Origin of the sequence: Trujillonella endophytica (assembly GCF_900110555.1) — a bacterium.
GTDB classification, from domain to species: Bacteria; Actinomycetota; Actinomycetes; order Mycobacteriales; family Geodermatophilaceae; genus Trujillonella; species Trujillonella endophytica.
The window spans coordinates 18,349-36,308 of the sequence record NZ_FOEE01000011.1 but is presented as its reverse complement, the minus strand read 5'-3'; the positions used below and the strand labels follow the sequence as shown (position 1 = coordinate 36,308).

Annotated in this window: 17 protein-coding genes; 6 read left to right on the top strand and 11 right to left on the bottom strand. The window is 75.3% G+C overall.

The window, feature by feature from the left end:
- Positions 1 to 25 precede the first annotated feature (25 nt).
- The gene (locus BMY88_RS16650) at positions 26 to 679 is read right to left on the bottom strand and encodes a class I SAM-dependent DNA methyltransferase (RefSeq protein ID WP_244524732.1); all 654 of its coding nucleotides are present in this window, start codon (positions 677 to 679) and stop codon (positions 26 to 28) included.
- Positions 680 to 743: 64 nt separating this feature from the next.
- Positions 744 to 1,442, bottom strand: coding sequence for an NUDIX hydrolase (locus tag BMY88_RS16645; RefSeq protein WP_091945965.1), 699 nt, complete (start codon positions 1,440 to 1,442; stop codon positions 744 to 746).
- A gap of 94 nt (positions 1,443 to 1,536) precedes the next feature.
- On the opposite strand from BMY88_RS16645, the gene BMY88_RS16640 reads away from it, so the two are divergent.
- Entirely contained in the window at positions 1,537 to 2,535 is a 999-nt protein-coding gene (locus tag BMY88_RS16640; RefSeq protein WP_091945961.1) for an SPFH domain-containing protein, read from the top strand.
- Positions 2,532 to 3,410, top strand: a complete 879-nt coding sequence (locus BMY88_RS16635; protein WP_091945959.1) for an NAD(+)/NADH kinase — start codon at positions 2,532 to 2,534, stop codon at positions 3,408 to 3,410. Before BMY88_RS16640 ends, BMY88_RS16635 begins: the two co-directional genes overlap by 4 nt.
- A 13-nt stretch (positions 3,411 to 3,423) precedes the next feature.
- Here the strand turns inward: BMY88_RS16635 and BMY88_RS16630 are convergent, their stop codons facing one another.
- From BMY88_RS16630 to BMY88_RS16620, 3 genes are all read right to left on the bottom strand, one after another.
- Positions 3,424 to 4,494: a T6SS phospholipase effector Tle1-like catalytic domain-containing protein gene (locus BMY88_RS16630; RefSeq protein WP_091945956.1), complete on the bottom strand. Its 1,071-nt coding sequence runs from the start codon at positions 4,492 to 4,494 to the stop codon at positions 3,424 to 3,426.
- Between the two features lie 149 nt (positions 4,495 to 4,643).
- Positions 4,644 to 5,843 carry a fatty acid desaturase family protein gene (locus BMY88_RS16625; RefSeq protein ID WP_091945953.1) on the bottom strand — a complete coding sequence of 400 codons (1,200 nt, stop codon included), beginning with the start codon at positions 5,841 to 5,843 and terminating at the stop codon, positions 4,644 to 4,646.
- 38 nt (positions 5,844 to 5,881) lie between these two features.
- Complete coding sequence (locus BMY88_RS16620) at positions 5,882 to 6,991, bottom strand: ferredoxin reductase (protein ID WP_091945949.1); 1,110 nt, start codon at positions 6,989 to 6,991, stop codon at positions 5,882 to 5,884.
- A 93-nt stretch (positions 6,992 to 7,084) separates the two neighbouring features.
- Between BMY88_RS16620 and BMY88_RS24705 the strand changes: the two genes are divergently transcribed.
- Positions 7,085 to 8,269, top strand: a complete 1,185-nt coding sequence (locus BMY88_RS24705; protein WP_211435693.1) for a PucR family transcriptional regulator — start codon at positions 7,085 to 7,087, stop codon at positions 8,267 to 8,269.
- A gap of 106 nt (positions 8,270 to 8,375) precedes the next feature.
- Here the strand turns inward: BMY88_RS24705 and BMY88_RS16610 are convergent, their stop codons facing one another.
- The 4 genes from BMY88_RS16610 to BMY88_RS16595 form a co-directional block, all read right to left on the bottom strand.
- Positions 8,376 to 8,981 (bottom strand): class I SAM-dependent methyltransferase, encoded by a 606-nt coding sequence (locus BMY88_RS16610; protein ID WP_170861146.1) that lies wholly within the window; start codon positions 8,979 to 8,981, stop codon positions 8,376 to 8,378.
- A 37-nt stretch (positions 8,982 to 9,018) separates the two neighbouring features.
- Complete coding sequence (locus BMY88_RS16605) at positions 9,019 to 9,465, bottom strand: pyridoxamine 5'-phosphate oxidase family protein (protein ID WP_091945943.1); 447 nt, start codon at positions 9,463 to 9,465, stop codon at positions 9,019 to 9,021.
- A 25-nt stretch (positions 9,466 to 9,490) separates the two neighbouring features.
- The gene (locus tag BMY88_RS16600; protein WP_091945941.1) at positions 9,491 to 10,843 is read right to left on the bottom strand and encodes a DNA polymerase IV; all 1,353 of its coding nucleotides are present in this window, start codon (positions 10,841 to 10,843) and stop codon (positions 9,491 to 9,493) included.
- Positions 10,844 to 10,938: 95 nt separating this feature from the next.
- Positions 10,939 to 12,675 (bottom strand): DEAD/DEAH box helicase family protein, encoded by a 1,737-nt coding sequence (locus BMY88_RS16595; protein ID WP_091945938.1) that lies wholly within the window; start codon positions 12,673 to 12,675, stop codon positions 10,939 to 10,941.
- Between the two features lie 218 nt (positions 12,676 to 12,893).
- On the opposite strand from BMY88_RS16595, the gene BMY88_RS16590 reads away from it, so the two are divergent.
- Positions 12,894 to 13,766 carry an alpha/beta fold hydrolase gene (locus BMY88_RS16590; RefSeq protein ID WP_091945936.1) on the top strand — a complete coding sequence of 291 codons (873 nt, stop codon included), beginning with the start codon at positions 12,894 to 12,896 and terminating at the stop codon, positions 13,764 to 13,766.
- A gap of 3 nt (positions 13,767 to 13,769) precedes the next feature.
- Here BMY88_RS16590 and BMY88_RS16585 read toward each other — a convergent pair whose 3' ends face one another.
- Positions 13,770 to 13,994: a hypothetical protein gene (locus BMY88_RS16585; RefSeq protein ID WP_091945932.1), complete on the bottom strand. Its 225-nt coding sequence runs from the start codon at positions 13,992 to 13,994 to the stop codon at positions 13,770 to 13,772.
- Between the two features lie 122 nt (positions 13,995 to 14,116).
- On the opposite strand from BMY88_RS16585, the gene BMY88_RS16580 reads away from it, so the two are divergent.
- A complete protein-coding gene (locus BMY88_RS16580; RefSeq protein WP_211435692.1) occupies positions 14,117 to 14,476 on the top strand; it encodes a hypothetical protein in 360 nt (119 codons plus the stop codon).
- Positions 14,477 to 14,521: 45 nt separating this feature from the next.
- On the opposite strand, the gene BMY88_RS16575 is transcribed toward BMY88_RS16580, so the two are convergent.
- Positions 14,522 to 16,159: a sensor domain-containing protein gene (locus tag BMY88_RS16575; RefSeq protein ID WP_091945930.1), complete on the bottom strand. Its 1,638-nt coding sequence runs from the start codon at positions 16,157 to 16,159 to the stop codon at positions 14,522 to 14,524.
- A 137-nt stretch (positions 16,160 to 16,296) separates the two neighbouring features.
- Here BMY88_RS16575 and pgm point away from each other — a divergent pair, with 137 nt between their 5' ends.
- On the top strand, positions 16,297 to 17,931 hold the full coding sequence (gene pgm, locus BMY88_RS16570) for a phosphoglucomutase (alpha-D-glucose-1,6-bisphosphate-dependent) (RefSeq protein ID WP_091945928.1): 1,635 nt from the start codon (positions 16,297 to 16,299) through the stop codon (positions 17,929 to 17,931).
- Positions 17,932 to 17,960: the final 29 nt, after the last annotated feature.

The following is a 17,960-nucleotide window of genomic DNA, read 5'->3' as shown; positions in this document are numbered from 1 at the left end:
GCCCGTCGCACGTTCGGAGCCGGCCTCAGTGGGGACGGCGGGCGGCGAGCAGCACCTGCGGACGCTCGAAGTGCCCGGCGGGCAGGCGTAGCTCGGCCACCGGCTCGAGGCCGGCGTCCACCAGCAGCGCGGCGAGTTGCTCCGGCCGCCACAGACGGGTCGTCCACGACACCGGCACCCCGCCGTACGCCTCCGTGCGCACGACGTCGCCGTCCCCCACGTGCGTGCCCAGCAGCAGCATCCCGCCGGGCACGAGGGCGCGGGCGAGCGCGGCCAGCACGCCCGGCAGCACGTCCCGGGGCAGGTTGAACAGCGACCACCAGCCCAGCACGCCGCCCAGCGAGGCGTCGGCCGGTCCGAGCTCCGTCACGGACGCCACGTCGAACCGCAGGCCCGGGTGCAGCCGGCGCGCGTGCCCGATCATCCGCGGCGACAGGTCCACCCCCGACACGTCCAGCCCCAGGCCCGCCAGGTGCGCCGTCACCAGCCCCGGGCCGCAGCCGACGTCCAGCACCGGCCCCAGCTCCCGCACCTCCTCCGCGAACGCCGCCAGGGCGGCCCGCAGCCACGGCAGCGGGCCGAGCTCACCGGCGCCCATGGCCACGTAGGCGTCGGCCACCCGGTCGTAGGACGCGCGGACGGCGTCCAGGTCGGCAGGGTGGCTCCCGGTCCCGGTCACGGCCGCCACCGTAGGACCCGGCGCTGACGCTTCGCGTGTTCCACGTGGAGCCGGCCCCGCGCGGTCAGCTGTCGGCGCGCAGCAGCGGCGGGTGCAGGAGGGTCGCCGGTCCCCGGCGGTACAGCTGGGCCGGGCGGCCGCCGTCCCGGGTCGTCGTCTCCCCCGTCGCCTCCAGGAAGCCGGCCGCGCTGGTGACCTTCCGGTGGAAGTTGCGCGGGTCCAGCGGCCGCCCCCACACCGCCTCGTACACCCGGCGCAGCTCGGCGACGGTGAACCCGGCCCGGCAGAACGACGCAGCCAGCGCCGTGTACTCCAGCTTCGCCCGCGCGCGGTCCACCCCGTCGCGCAGCACCCGGTCGTGGTCGAACGCGAGCCCGGGCAGCACCTCGTCGACCGGCGCCCAGCGCGCTGCCGCGGCGTCGGTGCCGGCCTGCGGATCCGGCGGATCGGCCACCAGGGCCAGGTGCGCCACCGTGACCACTCGCATCCGCGGGTCCCGGTCGGGCGCACCGTAGGACGCCAGCTGCTCCAGGTGCGCCGTCCCCGGCGCCAGGCCCGTCTCCTCGGCGAGCTCCCGGGCGGCCGCGGCCAGCAGGTCCTCGTCCGGCCGCACGAACCCGCCGGGCAGCGCCTCCCGCCCGGCGAACGGGTCCTCCCCCCGGCGGACGACCAGCACGCAGAGCGCGCCGTTCCGGACGGTCAGGACGACGAGGTCCACCGTCACCGCCACCGCGGGGAACGCGCTCGGGTCGTAGCCGGCCACGCCCCCAGCCTAGCGCGAGCAATCGTCAGGTTGACGACAAGCCGTCGCGACGCTTATCGTCAGTCCGACGACAACATCCACCGAGGAGGCCCCGATGGCCGACATCACCCGCTATCCGCTCGTGCGCCACCTGCGCAGCAGCGCCACCGCGCACGTCCTGCACGTGCGCAACGGCCGCGTGGTCCAGGGCGCCACCGGCGCGAGCTTCTGGTTCCGCCCGCTGTCGGCCGTGCTGTCGGAGGTCCCGGTCGACGACCGCGAGCTCCCCCTGCTCTTCCACGCCCGGACGGCGGACTTCCAGGACGTCACGGTGCAGATGACGCTGACCTTCCGCGTGATCGACCCCGGCCTGGCCGCCGCGCGCGTGGACTTCTCGATCGATCCCGGCACCGGCGTCTGGCGGGGGACCCCCCTGGAGCAGGTCGCCGGCCTGCTGACCGAGTCGGCGCAGCAGCACGCCCTGGACCTGCTGACCGGCATCGACCTGGCCACGGCGCTGACCCGCGGCGTCGCGCCGATCCGGGACACCGTCGAGCGCGGGCTGGCCGCCGACACGCGGCTGGCGGAGACCGGCGTCGCCGTCATCGGGGTCCGCGTGGTCGCCGTCCGGCCGGAGGCCGACGTCGAGCGGGCCCTGCAGACCCCCACCCGCGAACGGGTGCAGCAGGAGGCCGACCGGGCCACCTACGAGCGGCGGGCGCTGGCGGTCGAGCGCGAGCGCGCCATCAGCGAGAACGAGTTGGCCAACCAGATCGAGCTGGCCCGGCGCGAGGAGGAACTGGTCGGCCAGCGCGGGGTGAACGCCCGGCGGGAGGCCGAGCACGCGGCGGCGGCCGCGGAGGTGGCCAGCGAGGCGCAGGCCCGCCGCGACCAGCGGGCGGCGCAGGTCCGGGCCGAGGCCGAGCGGCTGGCCGGCGCGGCCCGCGGCGACGCGACGTCGGCGTACCTCACCGCGCACGCCGAGATCCCGGCCGACCTGCTGCTGGCCGTCGCCGCCCGCGAGCTGGCCACGAGCCTGCCCAAGATCGACAGCCTGGTGCTCACCCCCGACCTGCTGACCCCGGTGCTGGCTCGGCTCGGCGGTGCCCGGTGACCCTGGCTCCGCGGGTGGTCGTGGTCTCCCGCAGCACCGAGCTGCGGGAGCTGGTCGCCCGGCACGGCACGGCCGCGCAGGCGGGGTTCTTCCTGCGCAGCCGTGGCCGTGACCTCGCCGAGGTAGTCGAGCGCGACGCCGCGGTGACCCGGGCGATGGCCGCGGCGACGGCGGGCATCCCGGTCGACTGGCGGCGCGGCGGCGTCGAGCGGGCCGACCTCTCCCGCTACCTGTTCGGCCCGGACGACGTCGTCCTCGTCGTCGGGCAGGACGGGCTGGTCGCCAACGTCGCCAAGTACCTGGACGGGCAGCCGGTGATCGGCGTCGACCCCGAGCCCGGCCGCAACGCCGGCGTCCTGGTGCGGCACCGGCCGGACGACGTCGCCGCCCTGCTGCGGGACCGGCCGGCGCCCACGCCCCTGACGATGGTGGAGGCCGTGGCCGACGACGGGCAGGTGCTGCGGGCGCTCAACGAGGTGTACGTGGGCTCCCCGACCCACCAGACCGCGCGCTACCGGCTCACCGCGCCCGGGGCCGAGCCGGAGCGGCAGGCGTCGTCGGGGGTTCTGGTCTCCACGGGCACCGGCGCGACCGGCTGGTGCCGCTCGGCCTGGCTGGAGCGGCGCAGCGGCCTGCCGCTGCCGGTCCCGACCGATCCGGGGCTGGCCTGGTTCGTGCGCGAGGCGTGGCCGTCGCCGGCCACGGGGACGACGTGCACCGAGGGGCTGCTGGCCGCCGGTGCTGCGCTGGAGTTGGCGGTGGAGTCCGACGGGCTGGTGGCCTTCGGTGACGGGCTGGAGGCCGACCGGCTGACCCTCACGTGGGGTCAGCGGATCGTGCTGCGCCGCTCCGAGCGGCGGCTGCAGCTGGTCTGAGGGCGGACCGCCGTCACAGCAGCGACCGCACCCAGGGCTCCAGGTGGGGATTGCGCGGCAGGTAGGGCGGATCGCCGGTCCCCCACCGGTGCAGGACGCCGGGATCCAGGGTCTCCGCGACGGTCTCGCGGACCGGACGGGAACGGCGCCGGTTGCCGGGCAGCAGGCCGGCGAGGCGGCCCAGGAGCGTGCTGGACCAGTCGTCGATCCGCCCGTTCCACTCCTCCCCCGTGGGCGCCGGGGAGGGCGGGTCGACGACCAGCCCGGCCTCCACCGCCCGCTCGACGATCCACTCGCGGGTCACCACGGAGAGCGGATTCCTGCGCTGCGGGTCCCGGGTGCCGCCTCCGCCGACGTTGGTGTGGCCACCCACGAACCAGCGCTGCTCGACCGACGTCGGATGATCGGGCATCGGCACGGGCACGCTCGTCCACATCGTCGGCATGAACAGCCCGCGGCGCTCGTCCAGGGCCACCGCGTGGCAGGCGACGTCGACGAGCCCGCTCAGGTTCGTGTTGTGGAACTCGTAGCGGCGGCGGGTGAGCCACCGGCCCAGGCCGCCGGGGATGCCGAGGGCGCCGACGGTGTCGAAGACCCCGAGGAAGCGGATCCGCACCAGCCGCGATCGGGCCAGCAGCAGTTCGTCCTGGGCCGTGCGCGGCCGCGCCTCGCCCTGCTGGAGCTCGCGCAGGCCGGGCGCGGCGGTGTCGCGGTACCGCCGGAAGACGGCCTCCGCGGGGAGGTCGGCCGCGCTGATGAGCCCGCACTTGGCGATCATCCCGGCGAGACTGCGGGCGGTGAACGCGCCCCGGCTGTAGCCGATCAGGTGGATGTGGTCGTCGGCTGACTCGTAGCGCTCGGCGAGGAAGTCGTACGCGCGGCGGATGTTCTCCTCGACCCCGACGCCGAAGGCGCCCCCCATCAGGCGGTCGGACACCCCCGTGCCCACGCCACGGACGTAGCACCGCTCCTGGCGCACCCCGGGCGCCTCGTCCGGCACCCGGCCGTGGATCTGCACGACGTTGGTGTTCGTGTTGTCGTCGCTCCAGGTGCCGTCGAGGAAGGCGGCGAGGTTGCGGCGCATCGGCAGGACCTCCTGGCCGCCGGCGGGGTGAGGGACCGATGCTCCCGGCGGGCGTCGCCGCGGTCCAGGGGTGTCGTCCCCGCCCGGACGGTCGAATGCCCGTGGCCCGGAACGCGATGCGTTCCGGGCCACGGGATGCGGAGGTCGGGTCAGCCGGCCATCTCGGCCAGCGTCAGCCGGCGGCGGACCGTTCTGGAGCCGGTCGACATCTTCCACAGCTTGACCAGCTGCTTCGGGAGGTTCGCCGGCGTCGTGTTGTCCAGCCACCCGTTGGGGAGCGAGAGCCGGAAGATCTTGTGCCAGGCCGAGTAGACCTGCTGGGGCAGCGGCGCCTCGTGGTAGTTCAGGCCGTACTCCTCGAACAGGGCCTTCACCTGTGGCGAGATCTCCGCGTACCGGTTGCTCGGCAGGTCGGGGAACAGGTGGTGCTCGATCTGGCGCGACAGGTTCCCGGTCATGAGGTGCATGAGCTTGCCGCCGGAGATGTTGGCCGAGCCGAGCATCTGCCGGACGTACCACTCGCCCTTGGTCTCGCCCTCGATCGAGCGCTTCTCGAACGTCTCGACGCCCTCGGGGAAGTGCCCGCAGAGGATGACCGAGTTCGACCACAGGTTGCGGACGACGTTGGCCACGAAGTTGGCCGCCAGGGTCGGCACGAAGTTCGGCCCGGACAGCAGCGGGTGGACGACGTAGTCCTTGCGCACCTGACGCCCGATCTTGCGGAGCACCTCCTTGCCGCGGCGGCGGAACTCCGGATCCTTCGTCTGACCCTTCGCGATCACGGCGCCGAGCTCGAGGTCGTAGGCGGCGATGCCGTACTCGAAGAAGCAGGCGTTGAGGAAGCTCCACACCGGCTGCAGCAGGTGGCCGGGGGCCCACTTCTGGTCCTCGTCGACCCGCATGATGCCGTACCCGAGGTCGTTGTCCTTGCCGATCACGTTCGTGTACGTGTGGTGCAGCTGGTTGTGCGAGTGCTTCCACTGCACGGCCGGGCTGGCCATGTCCCACTCCCACGTCGTGGAGTGGATCTTCGGGTCCCGCATCCAGTCCCACTGGCCGTGCAGGATGTTGTGCCCGATCTCCATGTTCTCGAGGATCTTGGCCACCGAGAGGCCGATCGTCCCGAGGATCCACGCGGGCGGGAAGCCCGAGGCCAGCAGGACGGCCCGGCTACCCAGCTCCACCTTGCGGTGCACGTCGATGACGGTGCGGATGTACCGCGCGTCGGACTCGCCGCGCTCGTCGAGCACGCTCTGCCGGATCGCGTCGAGCTGCTTGCCCAGGAGCTCGATGTCCTCGGCGGTGAGGTGGGCGATCGGGTTGTCGGACTTCTTCTGGATGGCGGTCATGCGGTCCGGCTCCTCGGGGGGTCGGTCTCGGACGGGGATCAGTGGTCGAGCTGGCAGGCGCCGGCGGCTGCGCTGATGCAGGTCTGGACGACGACGCCGTCGCCCGGGGCGGCGGTGGTGACCTCGCCGGTGCGCAGGTCGCGCACGGCCCCCTCGCGCAGGGGGAGGACGCAGCCGAAGCAGATGCCCATGCGGCAGCCGCTCGGCATGAGGACTCCGGCGGCCTCGGCGGCGTCGAGGATCGGGGTGGCGCCGTCGGCGTCGACCGTCGTCCCGTCGGCGGTGAACGTGACCGTGCCGCCCTCGCCGTCCGCGGCGATCACGGTCGGCCGGAAGCGCTCGGTGTACAGCCGGTCGGCGAGGCCGGCGCCGGCCCAGTGCGCCTCGAGCGCCTCCAGCATCCCGACCGGCCCGCAGGCCCAGGTGGAGCGCTCGGCCAGGTCGGGGACCAGGGCGGCGATGTCGGCGGCGCCGAGCATGCCGGCGGTGTCGGTGTGCTGCTCGACCAGCCGGATCCGGCCGGTGGCCGCCATCCCGCGCAGCTCGTTGGCGAAGATGACGTCGTCGGCCGTGGGCGCGGAGTGCACGAGGACGACGTCGGCGGCGTCCTCGTCGGCCAGGTTGCGCAGGATCCCCATCACCGGGGTGATGCCGGAGCCCGCGGTCACGAACAGCGTCTTGCCCGGGCACGGCCGCGGCAGCACGAACTCGCCGGTCGCCTGGTCCAGGTGCAGCAGCGTGCCGGGCTGGGTGCGGTGCACCAGGTGGTTGCTGACGGTGCCGTCCGGGATCGCCTTGACCGTGATGGTGAAGCAGCCGTCCGCCCGGCCGAGCACCGAGGTGATCGAGTAGGCGCGCCACTGGCGGACGCCGTCGACGTCGACGCCGATGCGCACGTACTGGCCCGGCACGTGGGGGAGCCAGTCGCGGCCCGGGCGGATCACGAGCGTCGCGGCGTCCCGGGTCTCCCGGTGGACCGCCTCGACGCGGCCGCGCAGTGCCGCACCGGAGCGCAGCGGGTCGACCATGTCGAGGTAGTCCTGCGGCAGCAGCGGCGTCGTCGCGAGCTCGGCGATCCGGAGCAGCCGGTCGCGCAGCGCCGTCAGCCGGGGCCGGGTCGGGGAAGGACTCGGCTGCATAACGGTCATGTCTCGAGGTTTCCCAATTTTCGGGCTAAGTACCTGTGCTCCGGACGTGAATCGGGCGGCATACTTTGTTCGTCGGAGACAAAAGGGGTGGCAGTGGCCGAGGATGACTCACCGTTCCCGCCGCACGTCGTGACGGCGCTCACCGAGCAGCTGCCCGCGGTCGCGGAGTCCACGATCGCGACCATCGTCGTCGAGGTGCCGAGCTACGCCGGGGCCTTCAGCGGCGACATGGGCCGCACCATCGAGCGCGCCGTCCAGGTGGCCCTCGGCGGCTTCCTCAACCTGGCCACCGGCGGGGGCGACCCCAGCCGGCCGATCGGCCCCGCGCTGGACGGCGCCTACGCCCTCGGGCGGGGTGAGGCGCGCAGCGGACGGTCGATGGACGCGCTGCTGGCCGCCTTCCGGGTCGGGGCGCGGGTGTCCTGGCGGCACATGAGCGGCGCGGCCGTGGCCGCCGGCATGTCGGCGGAGGGGCTGGCGCGGTTCGCCGAGCTCGTCTTCGCCTACATCGACCAGCTGTCGGCCTCCAGCGTCGCGGGGCACGCCGACGAGCTCGCCTCCACCGGCCGCGCCCGCCGCCGGCACCTGGAGCGGCTGGCGGCCGTGCTCGTGGCCGGCCGACCCCTGCACGACCTCACCGCGGCCGCCGAGCGGGCGGAGTGGCTGCCGCCGCGCACCCTCACCGCCGTCCTGCTGCCCGAGACGCACGCCCGGGCGGTGCTCTCCACCCTGGACGTGCGGACCCTGGTCAGCGCCGAGGAGCTCCCGGCCGGCGACCTGCCCGGCCCCGAGCGCGTGGCGCTGCTCGTCCCGGACGCGGAGGGCCGCGGGCGGGGGCCGCTGCTGGCCGCGCTGCAGGGCAAGGACGCCGTCGTCGGCCCGCCACGCTCGTGGACGGCGGCGCAGGCCTCCTACGCGCGCGCCCAGCGGGCCGTGCAGCTGGGGCTGCGGGCCGAGGGGACGGCGCCGCTGGACACCGAGGAGCGGCTGGCGGAGCTGGTGCTGCGTGCCGACGCCACCGCACTGGCCGACCTGCGGACCCGGGTGCTGGCACCGCTGGACCGCGTCGGCGCCACGGCCCGCGAGAAGCTCGTCGAGACCCTGCGCTCGTGGCTGCTGCACCACGGCCGGCGCGACCGGGTGGCCGCGGAGCTGTTCGTGCACCCGCAGACCGTGCGCTACCGCATGGGGCAGCTGCGCGACCTGTTCGGTGACCGGCTCGACGATCCGCGCACCGTCCTGGAGCTGACCGTGGCTCTGGCGGTCCCGGCCACCTGAGGAACACCCGAGCCGGGCTCCCCCGGGCTCCCCTGGGCAATTCCGCGCTTCCGCGCGGTGCAGAAGCGCGGAATTGCACCGGGGCGGAAGCGCGGAATTGCCCGGATCAGGCGGCGGTCAGCACCGCCACCAGGAAGTCCGACTCCTCGGTGAACGGGTGCAGGTGCCACGTCGACAGCAGCAGCGAGGGGATCAGCCCGGCACCGCGCGCGTCGGCGAGGAAGTCGTCGAAGGGGTAGTCGCGGCCGGCGCCGAAGCCGACCACCGCCCGCCCGTCGGGAGCCAGGTGGGCGCGTAACCGGCGCAGCACCTCACCCCGCGTGCTCGGGGCGAGGAACGTGACGACGTTGCCCGCGCACACGATCGCGTCGAACCGGTCGGGCAGGTCCAGCAGCGCCAGGTCGCCGACCAGCCAGCGCGGCCCGGGGTGGTCGGCCTCGGCGGCCGCGATGAGGACCGGGTCGACGTCCACCCCGACGACGTCGTGCCCGGCGCGTGCCAGGTGCCCGCCGATCCGGCCCGGGCCGCAGCCCGCGTCGAGCACCCGCGAGCCGCGCGGCAGCATCGCGTCGATCAGCCGCGCCTCGCCCACGATGTCCACGCCCCGCTCGGCCATCGTGCGGAAGCGCTGCACGTAGGCGGCCGAGTGACCCGGGTCGGCCTCCGTCATCCGCGCCCAGGCACTGGGGGGAGGAGCGCTCGCTTCCGTCATGCGCCCATGGTCTCCCGCGCGGTCGCCGGCCCGTCGGTCAGGTGCGGACGTGCTCCTCGAGACCGCGGCCGGGATGCCACGACAGGATGCGGAGCGCCGTCCGGTCGGCGGTGTGGCCGGTCCAGACCACCTCGGTGAGGTCGAGCCGGAACACGTGCGCGTCGTCGGCCTCCCCCTCCCCGACCGCCCGCCCCGCGACCTTCGCCTCGCCGGGCCAGGCCGCGCCGTCCTCGCCCGGGTCCACGGTCGGGCTGTGCAGCGCGAGCCGCGGATCGCGGAGCAGGTCGCGCGCCTTCACCGCGCCGGTCATCGACCCGATCCGCAGCTCGCCGTCGGCGGCGAAGTCCACCTCGGTGCCGCTGATCCGCGGCCCCCCGTCCGCCCGGAGGGTCGCCATGGTCGCGTGCCGCGACGCGGCGAACGCCTCCCGCACGAGCGCCGCGAGGGCCGGCACCTCGGCCTCGATCTGCTGCCAGCTCGCCATGGGCGCAGTGTCCCGCCGGCACGGCTCACCGCGGCCGGTCGTCCGCGCGCCAGTCCGGTGGGTCGGCCGGCTGCAGGGCCGGGTCGTCGGCGGCGAACGTGCGCACCGGCCCGGGCGGGGTGCGCGGCCCCTCGAACCGCACGGTCACCCGGCCGATGCCCCGCCCCCAGACCCAACCGGGACCCAGCTCCTCGTGCCGCACGTCCTGCCCCGGCCACCAGCGCCGCTCGGCGGGCAGGACGTCCGGCTCGGCCGCCGCGACCGGGACGTCGGGCTGCGCGGGGGTCGGCTCGTCGTCGGCCTCCAGCGCGAAGAGGTCGCCCTGCGCGTACAGCGAGAGCCCGGAGACGCCCACCCCCAGCAGGCGCAGGCCGCCCGCCGTGCCCGCCTCGTCGAGCAGCCGGTGGGCGATGCCGGAGATCAGCCGCGCGTCGTCCGTGGGCTGCGGGAGCGTCTGGGACCGGGTGAGCGTCGTGAAGTCGTAGCGGCGCAGCTTCAGCGTGACCGTCCGGCCCGAGTACGCCGCCGCGCGCAGCCGCCCGGCGACCCGGCCCGCCATCGCGTCGATCTCCCGGCCGAGCACGGCCCGGTCGGTCAGGTCCCGCTCGAACGTCTCCTCCGCCGACACCGACTTGGTCTCCCGGTCCGGGACGACGGCGCGGTCGTCCTCGGCGCGGGCCAGCTGGTACAGGCCCCCACCGTGCGCGCGGCCGGCCAGGGCGACCAGGTCCGGCAGCGACCGGGCGGCCAGGTCACCGACGGTGCGCACCCCGATCGCGTGCAGCCGCTCGGCGGTCGCCGGCCCCACGCCGCCCAGCGAGGTCACCGGCAGTGGGTGCAGCACGTCGAGCTCGGTGCCGGGCGGGACGACGACCAGGCCGTCCGGTTTGTCCATCTCGGAGCCCAGCTTGGCCATCAGCTTGGAGCTGCCGATGCCGACCGAGCCGGTCACCCCGCCGGTCGCCGCCGCGATGCGCTCCTTCAGGCCCCGGGCGAGCTCGGTGACCCCCGCGACGGACAGGTCGTTGCCCGGCGCCGCCGCGAGGTCGACGTACGCCTCGTCGATCGACACCGGCTCGACCAGCGGGGACAGCTCGCGCAGCAGCGACATCACCACCTCGGAGGTGGCCCGGTACGCCGGGAAGCGCCCGCCGAGGAACGCCGTCCCGGCCGGGCAGCGGCGCCGCGCCTCCGCCGTCGACATCGCCGAGCGGGCGCCGAAGGCCCGCGCCTCGTAGGACGCCGTGGCGACGACGCCGCGCCCGCCCACCCCGCCGACCACGACCGGCCGGCCCCGGAGGGAGGGCTTGTCGCGCTGCTCGACGGCGGCGAAGAAGGCGTCGAGGTCCAGGTGCAGGACGCTGGCCTCTCGACGCACGGCTCGATTGTCCCGCGGACCGCCGACACGCCGGGACGAGCCGACCGGGAGCCGTCACCCGGCGGCCCGGTGCCGCCGTGTGGTGGCCGGTGCCGTCACGCCTCGGTCAGCGCCGTGCTCGGCAGCCAGTCGGCCTCCAGCAGCTCGGCGATCTCCTGCAGCGACGAGGTGTCCGCGCCCGCGGTGGAGCCGCTGACCGCCAGCCGCTCGACCATCACGCGGGCGACCTGCTCCTCCACCGTGTCCTCGGCGAAAGCGACCCGCCACGGCGAGGTCTGGCCGTCCCGGTGCGTGCGGCCGGTGACCTGACGGGCCTGGATGCCGGAGAAGCGGGGCTGGTGGAACAGGCCGACGCGCGGGGTGTCGCCGGCCGCCGTCCCGGTGGGCAGCAGCTCCCCGGCGTGCAGGCTGATCGAGGCCGTGACGGTGAAGACGCAGACCGGGGCCGCGCCGGTCTGGAAGCGCAGCCGCTCCGCCTCGACGTCGAAGCGGTCCCGGCCGTAGATGCCCGCGACGGCGATGCCGGCGTCCAGCAGCGCCTCCCGGATCGGGTCGGCCGCGGTCTCGACGAACTCCACCGACACCGCCACCTGGCGCTCGGCCTCCACCTGCGCCTTCACCCAGTCGACCGTCGCCGGCACCCGGATCAGCCCGGCCTTCTGCCGGAAGCGCAGCAGGGCGGCCCGGCCGCGGGCGGTCTGCCGGCCGCGGCGGGCCAGCTGCATCTCCGCGCGGAACTCCGACCACTCGGCCTCGTAGCTCGCGCGCTCGGACGGGCTCAGCGCGACCGCCGCGCCGCTCACCGACACCGGCCCCCAGGGCGCCGATCGGTGCAGCGCCGCGGGCGGTTCACCGCCGGTCAGCCACTCCTGCAGCCGGTCGAGGTCGGCGCGGCGCTCGTCGGCGTCCTCGGTCCAGGCCCAGCCGTAGCGGCCGCGTTCCACGTGGAACCCGTGCTCGCCGAGCCTCGCGGGCAGGTCGGCCCAGGCGCGCAGCGGCTCGCCGGCGCGGGCGGCGAACTGCGGCGCCAGGTAGGGCAGCTCGAGCGGCGTGTGCGCGGGGGTGGCGGTCGCGGCGATGACGAAGGGGGCGTCCTTCACGCGGGCGGCCCCGGAGACGGACTTCCAGTGCTTCCAGCGCTGGGTGGTCGTGTGCCGCACCATGTGCGCCTCGTCGCCGATGACGACGTCGAACTGCGGCGCCGTCTTCAGCAGGGCGGCGACCTTCGCCAGCCGGTCCCAGGTCGTGACGCACCAGCGCAGGCCGCCGTCGCCGAAGCCGGCGATGGACCGGGTCCAGTGCGGGATGGTGATCGCCGCGGGGCGGTCGGCGACGACGAGCACCCGGTCGCCGCCGCGCATCTCGCAGATCTCACGCGCGGCCATGATCGCCGTCCCGGTCTTGCCGACGCCGGGATCGTCGCCGAGCAGGAACACCCGGTGGCCGGCCGCGGCCGAGGCGATGACGGCGTCGGCCCCCGTGCACTGCTCCTCGCGCGGCTCCAGCGACTTCGCCGGCGGCAGGGGCCGGGGCTCGTCGTTGAGCTCGTCCTCGAGGAAGCGCTCCAGCGTGTGCGGCGGCGGGTCGTAGGGCGCCAGCGCCGGCGGGAGGTGTGCACCCACCCACACCGAGGCCTGCAGGCCCGGGTGCCAGACGGCGCCGGGGGCAGGCGCGCGGAAGGGGACGGCGAGCACCCACACCCGCTCGCCGGGACCGGCCACGGGCAGGTCGGGAGCGGGCTTCGCCGCGCGGCGGGCGGGCGCGCGACGCTTCGGCGCCGTGCGTGTCGTGCCGCTCGCGCGGGTCGTCGTGCGGCGGCGCCGTCCGGGCATGCGGGGGTTCCTCCTCGGGGCGGGACGTCCCGGCGATGGTGCGCCGCACCACCGACGATCCGGCGGCAGCACGCCGAGCGCCGCCGGGATGATCGCGACCCGCGCGTCGTCGCCGCCGGCCTCCCGTCCGGCCGCGCGGACGGCACACCGGAGGGAAGGACGGCGATCATCCCGGCGCCGGGCGGCCGGCTCCGCGGGTGCTCTGGTGGAATCGCCGGGTGACCGCGAACCCCGAGGAACGGCTGCACGCCCGGACCCTCGGCGAGGCCGGCCCGCGGGTCGTGTTCGTGCACGGCCTGTTCGGCCAGGGCAGGAACTGGACGACGATCGCCAAGGGCCTCGCCGACCGGCACCGGGTCACCCTGCTGGACCTGCCCGACCACGGGCACTCGCCGTGGACCGAGCGCATCGACTACCTCGACATGGCCGGGCTGGTGGCGGCGGAGCTGGAGTCCTTCGGCGAGCCGGCGACGCTGGTCGGCCACTCGATGGGCGGCAAGGTGGCGATGCAGCTGGCGCTGCGCCGGCCCGAGCTGCTGCGCGCGCTCGTCGTCGTCGACATCGCGCCAGTCGAGTACCCGGTGTCCGGCGGCCGCACCGACGACCCGGACGAGGAGGCCTCGCCGTTCGGCGCGTACATCGCCGCGATGCAGGCCGTCGACCTCGACCGGCTGACGACGCGGGACGAGGCCGACGCGGCGCTGCGCGAGGCGGTGCCCAGCCGGATGGTGCGGTCGTTCCTGCTGCAGAGCCTGGTCCGGGACGGCGTGGGGGCGGACGCGGGCTGGCGCTGGCGGCTCAACCTCGACCTGCTGGGCCGCGACCTCGAGGAGCTGCGCGGCTTCCCGGACCCGCCGCCGGGCGCGACCTTCGACGGTCCGGTGCTGTGGCTCGCCGGGGCGAACAGCCACTACGTGCTGCCGGAGGACCGCGCGCGCATGGACGAGCTGTTCCCCCGCACCCGGCTGGTGAAGGTCAAGGGCGCCGGGCACTGGGTGCACTCCGAGCAGCCCGAGATCTTCCTCGAGACCCTCCGCCGGTTCCTCGACGGGGTCGAGCACCGGGACGGCCCGGGGGCCGCGGAGGACTGAGGATCAGCCGGCGAGGCGGGCGCACTCCGGGCACTTGTCGGCGGCGGGGAGGTCGCGCCACTCGCGGTCGGCGGTCGCGTCGACCAGCAGGCCGCACTCGGAGGCGGTGAGCCCGTCGATCACCGGCCGGGAGACCGCGTGGAGGGGGCCCGGGTCGGACGAGGCGGGCGCCGCGGCGCGGGCCACGGCGTACGCGGGGGCGGTGGTCGCGTAGAGGGTCGCCGTCATCGCCCCAGGGTGGCCGCCGCACATGACGAACGGATGACGGCGGTCCGACCGTCGGGCGACGGTTCGTCCCCGGCCTGCCATCCTGGGCGCGTGGGCACCCGGTGGGACGGCGGCTGCGGCCCGTGACGCCGGACGACGTCCGCGCGATCGCGCTCGCCCTCCCGGAGGTGACCGACGGCGACCACCACGGCAGGCGCGCGTTCCGCCTCGGCACCCGGATCCTGGCCACCCAGTGGTCCCCGACCCAGCTCAACGTGATGCTCGACGAGTCCGGGGCGCGGGCGGCCGAGGGTGGCCCGTGCAGCCTCCTGTGGTGGGGCAAGCAGCTCTCCGGCGTCCGGGTGGACCTCGCCGTCGCCGGGCCCGGGCTGGTCGCGGAGCTGCTGGAGGAGGCGTGGGCCCGGCGGGCCCACGCCCGGCTGCTGGCCGAGCGCCCGGCCGCCGAGCGCCCGGCCGCCGAGACGCCGGTCGACGAGGCATAGGAGCCCATCCCCACGTCTCGGGCGCCGGGACGCGGGCAAAGCTTCCTATGCCCGGCGGGTCGCCTCGGCGAGGTCCGGCGTGCTGTGGCGTCGCTGCTTGGCGCGGTACATGTCCTTGTCGGCCTGCCGCATGAGGTCGAGGGGGTCGCTGCCGGCCCGGCCCCAGGCGACGCCGACGCTGGCGCTCACCGGGATGTGCCCCTGCGGCAGGCGCGCCGGCTCGGCCAGCGCGGCGCGGACGCGGTGCCCCAGCTCCAGCGCCGTCTCCGGCTCCGCGTGGCCGCGGCTGATCACGAAGAACTCATCGCCGCCGATGCGGCCCACCACGTCGTCCGGCCGCACCGCCGCGCGCAGCCGGGCCGCGGTCAGCTTCAGCACCTCGTCGCCGACGTCGTGCCCGTGGGTGTCGTTGATGGGCTTGAACCCGTCGAGGTCGACGAACAGCACCCCGATGAGCGCGTCCCCGAGGTCGGCCAGCGCCTCGTCGAGCGCGGCGGACACCGCCTCCCGGTTCGCGAGCCCGGTGAGCGGGTCGGTCATCGCGCGCACCGTGAGCTCCTCGCGGGTGCGCACGTGGGCCGAGACGTCGGCGAAGGACAGCAGTGCACCGGGGGCACCCTCGTCCTCGCCCAGGGCGATGACACCGACGGCGCAGACGTGGACCTGACCGCCGGGCACCCGGACCGCCACCTCGAGCTCGCCGTCGCGGCCCTCGTCCAGGGCGGCGGCGAGCGCGGTGTCCAGCACCGCCCGGTCGTCGGGACGCAGCGCGGCCGTCAGCGCCGCGAGCGGATCGGCGCCCGGCCGGCCGACGAGCTCGTCGAAGCGGGGGTTGGCGAAGACCACCGAGCGGTCGGCGCCCAGCTGCAGGATGGCCAGGGGCAGCGACTCGGCGACGCGGCGCAGCAGGCGCTCCTGCTGGCGCAGGGCCTCGTGCGCGGCCATCTCGTCGGAGATGTCGTTCATGTGCGTGAGGACGACGGCGTCCGCGGGGTCCTCGGCGGGCGTGTAGTGGTTCTCCAGCTCCAGCCAGGCCCAGCTGCCGTCGGCGCGCAGGTGCCGCAGGCGGACCCGCTGGCTGGCCTGGGTCGACAGCAGCTCCAGCCAGTTGGCGATCGCCCGTTCCTGGTCCTCGGGGTGGATGAACTCCGAGGAGCGCCGGCCGACCATCTCCTCGGGCGTCCAGCCGAGCATCCGGGTGGTGCGCTCGTCGATGCCGGTCACCACGGCCAGGCCGCTCTTGGTGGCCGTCGCGGTGCGGGGGGCGCGGGAGACGGTGATCCACTCGCCCTCGGGGGCCGACGGCGCCTCCTGCTCCTCGCCGGCGACGTGCAGGACACCCAGGAGGACGCCGTGGACGGGGCGGACGTCGACGAACGTGAGCGACATCGGCTGGTCGGGGTTCTGCCTGGTGCGCACGGTGACGGTGCCCAGGCCGGTGGTGAGCGCGCGTTCCCAGGCGACGACGACGGTCATGGCGTCGGAGGGGGCGATGGCGTCGAGCATCGTGGCCCGGTCCGGCGGCACGGGCAGGGCACGCTCGGGCGCCAGCCCCACCGACTCCGGCATGGGCAGCAGGACACCGTCGGCGGCCATCGCCGCGAATGCCGCGTGCGGCAGCGCGAGCAGCGACCCGAGGACGGCCTCGGGTGCGCTGTCGCCGGCTGAGCGGTCGCTGGTCACACCCCCTCATCGGCCGCCCCGGCAGCCGGGCTGAACCGCGGGCGGGAGCGGCCCACTCCAGCGAGTGAGAAGGCCGGTTCCGGAACGTCCCCCGGAGGTGGGTCGCGCGACCCCGCACGAGGCGCGAGGATCGGTGCATGAGCGACGTCCGCGCAGGTCAGCCCGCCGAGCCCAGCGACCTGGTCGACGTGGCCGCGCTGGTCACCGCCTACTACACGCTCGACCCCGACCCGACCGAGCCGGCGCAGCAGGTGGCGTTCGGGACGTCGGGGCACCGCGGCTCCTCCCTCGACGCCGCCTTCAACGAGGCGCACATCCTGGCCACGACACAGGCGATCTGCGAGTACCGCGCCGCGCAGGGGGTCGACGGGCCGCTGTTCCTCGGCCGGGACACCCACGCCCTGAGCGAGCCGGCCTGGGCCAGCGCGCTGGAGGTGCTCGCGGCCAACGACGTGACCGTCCTCGTCGACGCCGCCGACCGCTACACCCCGACGCCGGCGGTCAGCCACGCGATCCTGCGCGCCAACCGGGGGAAGAACGGCGGCCGCGCGGACGGCATCGTCGTCACCCCGTCGCACAACCCGCCGCGCGACGGCGGCTTCAAGTACAACCCGCCGCACGGGGGTCCGGCGGACTCCGACGCCACGAAGGCGATCGCCGACCGGGCCAACGAGCTGCTGCGCGCCGGGCTCGACGGCGTGCGGCGGATCCCGTTCGCGCGGGCGCGGGCCGCGGCGTCGGCGTACGACTTCACGGGCACCTACGTCGAGGACCTGCCCAGCGTGCTGGACCTGGACGCCGTCCGCGCCGCCGGCGTGCGCATCGGGGCCGATCCCCTCGGCGGCGCCAGCGTCGACTACTGGGGGGCGATCGCCGAGCGGCACCGGCTGGACCTGACCGTCGTCAACCCGCTGGTCGACCCCACCTGGCGCTTCATGACGCTGGACTGGGACGGGAAGATCCGGATGGACTGCTCGTCGCCGTCGGCCATGGCGTCGCTGATCGGCAAGCGCGCCGACTACGCGATCGCGACCGGCAACGACGCCGACGCCGACCGGCACGGCATCGTCACCCCCGACGGCGGGTTGATGAACCCCAACGCCTTCCTCGCGGTCGCGATCTCGCACCTGTTCAGCTCGCGCCCCGAGTGGGGCGCGCAGACCGCCGTCGGCAAGACGCTCGTCTCCTCGTCGCTGATCGACCGGGTGGTCGCGGGGCTGGGCCGCCGCCTGGTCGAGGTGCCGGTCGGCTTCAAGTGGTTCGTGCCGGGCCTGCTCGACGGGTCGGTCGGGTTCGGCGGCGAGGAGTCGGCCGGCGCCTCCTTCCTGCGCCGGGACGGCGGGGTGTGGACGACGGACAAGGACGGCATGCTGCTCGCGCTGCTGGCCGCCGAGATCCAGGCGGTCACCGGCCGGTCGCCCTCGCAGCTGCACGGCGAGCTCACCGAGCGCTACGGGGAGTCGGCGTACGCGCGGGTGGACGCCCCGGCGACCCGCGAGCAGAAGGCCGCGCTCGCGAAGCTCTCGCCGGAGGCGGTCACCGCGACCGAGCTGGCCGGCGAGCCGATCGTGGCCAAGCTGACCCGCGCGCCGGGCAACGACGCCCCGATCGGGGGCCTGAAGGTGGTCACGGAGAACGCCTGGTTCGCCGCCCGTCCCTCGGGGACCGAGGACGTCTACAAGATCTACGCGGAGTCGTTCGCCGGCCCGGACCACCTGGCGCGGGTGCAGGAGGAGGCGCGCGCCGTCGTCACCGCGGCCCTGGCCGGCTGAGCCGAGGGAGTGCCGTCCCCCGTGATCAT